Below are 2611 nucleotides of genomic sequence, written 5' to 3' on the forward strand. Positions count from 1 at the left end.
CTCCAAATCCTGCTCCGCGCCCTCAGCAAGCAGGACTTCGAACTTGACCGGTCCGCCAGCCATCAGACTGTGGCGCGCTTACTGCGAAGACGGGCCACGACGTCGGCTGCGGGCTTGAACTTGCCAGCGGCTACATCCTGACTGCCGAGCGCAAGAATCTTTAGCAGGGCCAGTGTTTCTTGCGTTTCTTCGAACGAGGCGACGTCCAGCAGCGCCGCCTTGGCCTCGCCGTTTTGGGTGATGACCATCGGTTCACGTTGCTCCGCGAGCTGCAACAGAACCTCAGCGGCGTTCGCTTTGAGATAGCTGATGGGCTTGACCTGTGATGAGTAGCGCAAGGCAGTGCTCCAGACGTTGGCAGGACCAAATACAGTTTTTTACAGACTCATAGCGGGGTCGATTCGCGGCACCCCATGACCGCGCCCTTACTGGACAACACCGCGTTTATCGGTGGGGAGCTTGCTTGTGACCTGCAGGGCGGCAAGCTTGGCGCCATGTCTTCACGAACTCAATCGACTCTGGATCAATCCGAAGGCAGCTCTCGATGTCAGTGCCTCGCGCATGACGCATGCGTGCCAAGGACTCGCGCACGCAGAGCGTGCCGTCCACGCTACAGTTGCGGGACTGCCAGCTCTGAAAATGACCACCCCTCCGGCGGCACTGCATGCTCGACATGTGGGGTTCGCTGTAGGCTTTTCGGCGCTGGGCCAAAAACAATTGAGGCGCAACAGGCACTTGGCCTCGCGCACGGAACTCAGGTGCAGTACCTCAGGTGCAGAACACCGAATAAGCCCAACAGTCCAAGAACTCTATGGAATACCCAGGCAATCTCTTCGTTGTCGCCGCCCCCAGTGGCGCTGGCAAGTCCAGCCTCGTCAAGGCCCTTCTCGAACTCGACTCCAAGCTAGCAGTCTCGATTTCGCACACCTCGCGCGCGCCGCGCGGCCAGGAGCAGCATGGCCGCGAGTACTGGTTCATCACGCCCGACGAGTTCCGCGCCATGGCAGGACGCGGCGACTTCTTCGAGTGGGCCGAAGTCCACGGCAATCTCTACGGCACGTCGCGCTCTGCCATCGAGGCCCGCATGGCCGCTGGCGAGGACGTCGTGCTGGAGATCGATTTCCAGGGCGCCCTGCAGATCAAGCAGCTGTTCCCATATGCGGTGCTGATCTTCATCCTGCCGCCGTCGTGGGAAGAGTTGCAGCAGCGCCTGAACCGCCGCGGCGATACCGCGCCGGAGGTCATCGCCCAGCGCATGGCGAACGCCCGCGTCGAGGTGGCGCAGGCCCAAAGCTTCGATTACGTGGTTGTCAACGCCGTGTTCGAGACCGCGCTTTTCGACCTGAAAGCCATCGTCCACGCGCAGAGGCTAAAATACGTGACCCAGCGCCGGAATCGGTCCGCCGTGTTCCGCGCTCTGGATCTCCCCTGAACATCAGAACTGGAAACCGCCATGGCCCGCATCACCGTCGAAGACTGCCTGACCAAGATCCCCAACCGCTTCCAGCTGGTGCTCGCTGCAACCTACCGTGCCCGCATGCTGAGCCAGGGCCACACGCCCAAGATCGACAGCAAGAACAAGCCGGGCGTGACCGCGTTGCGCGAGATCGCCGCCGGTGAAGTCGGCATCGAGATGCTGCGCAAGGTTCCGGTCTAACCCGGCCTCCGCGGAAGTCCAAGGCGCCCAAGTGGCGCCTTTTCTTTTCTCCTGGCCCGTCGCCCTGTCACCGGAAAGCGGCCGGGATTGCCCTCGAACCGCCGCAGCCGCACAGGCTTGTGATAATTTCCAGCCATGGGTCTTCGCTCGTTCGCCGCCGCTCTACCCGCCGCACTGATGCCCGGGCTGCACAAGCCTGCGCCGGAGCCGACCCAGGCTGAGGCGGCGTCCTTCGATGCTCTGGTCCACCGGCTGGCTTACCTGCCCAAGGCCGAGATCAAGCGCATTCGCGAAGCCTACCGCTTCGCCGACGAAGCGCATCTGGGTCAGTTCCGCGCCAGCGGCGAGCCCTACATCACGCACCCGATCGCCGTCGCCGGCATATGCGCCGAATGGCGCCTGGATGCGCAGGCCATCATGGCAGCGCTGATGCACGACGCGATGGAGGACTGCGGCGTCACCAAGACCGAGTTGATCGAACGCTTCGAGGCGCCGACCGCAGAACTGGTCGACGGTCTGACCAAGCTGGACAAGCTGCAGTTCTCGACCAAGGAAGAGTCGCAAGCCGAGTCCTTCCGCAAGATGCTGCTGGCGATGGCACGCGATGTTCGCGTCATCCTGATCAAGCTGGCGGACCGTCTGCACAACATGCGCACGATGCAGGCCATGGCGGCCGACAAGCGTCGCCGCATCGCACGCGAGACCCTGGACATCTACGCCCCCATTGCGCATCGGCTGGGTCTCAATCAGATCTATCGCGAACTGCAGGAACTCTCGTTCCAGTTCATCAACCCCTGGCGGCATGCGGCGCTGGCCAAGGCCGTCTCCAAGGCCAGAGGCAACCGCCGAGACCTCGTGGCCCGCGTTGAGCGCGATGTGGTGAAGGCATTTTCCGAAGCCGGTATCAAGGTCGAGATCCAGGGCCGCGAGAAGACGCTGTTCTCGATTTACAAG

At 62.6% G+C, this 2611-nt stretch carries 4 protein-coding genes; 3 read left to right on the forward strand and 1 reads right to left on the reverse strand.

The window, feature by feature from the left end; all coding sequences use genetic code 11:
• Nucleotides 1-62: 62 nt before the first annotated feature.
• Nucleotides 63-338 carry a type II toxin-antitoxin system Phd/YefM family antitoxin gene (locus ACIQ67_RS20600; protein ID WP_397536240.1) on the reverse strand — a complete coding sequence of 92 codons (276 nt, stop codon included), beginning with the start codon at nt 336-338 and terminating at the stop codon, nt 63-65.
• 473 nt (nt 339-811) lie between these two features.
• Here ACIQ67_RS20600 and gmk point away from each other — a divergent pair, with 473 nt between their 5' ends.
• The 3 genes from gmk to ACIQ67_RS20615 all read left to right on the forward strand — a co-directional run.
• Nucleotides 812-1432: a guanylate kinase gene (gmk, locus tag ACIQ67_RS20605; protein ID WP_397536241.1), complete on the forward strand. Its 621-nt coding sequence runs from the start codon at nt 812-814 to the stop codon at nt 1430-1432.
• A gap of 21 nt (nt 1433-1453) precedes the next feature.
• The gene (gene rpoZ, locus ACIQ67_RS20610; protein ID WP_397536242.1) at nt 1454-1657 is read left to right on the forward strand and encodes a DNA-directed RNA polymerase subunit omega; all 204 of its coding nucleotides are present in this window, start codon (nt 1454-1456) and stop codon (nt 1655-1657) included.
• Nucleotides 1658-1792: 135 nt separating this feature from the next.
• Nucleotides 1793-2611, forward strand: an 819-nt coding sequence (locus ACIQ67_RS20615; protein ID WP_397536243.1) for an HD domain-containing protein, incomplete at its 3' end; no start/stop codon positions are given.

Source organism: Roseateles sp. (assembly GCF_044373315.1).
GTDB lineage: Bacteria > Pseudomonadota > Gammaproteobacteria > Burkholderiales > Burkholderiaceae_C > JACDQM01.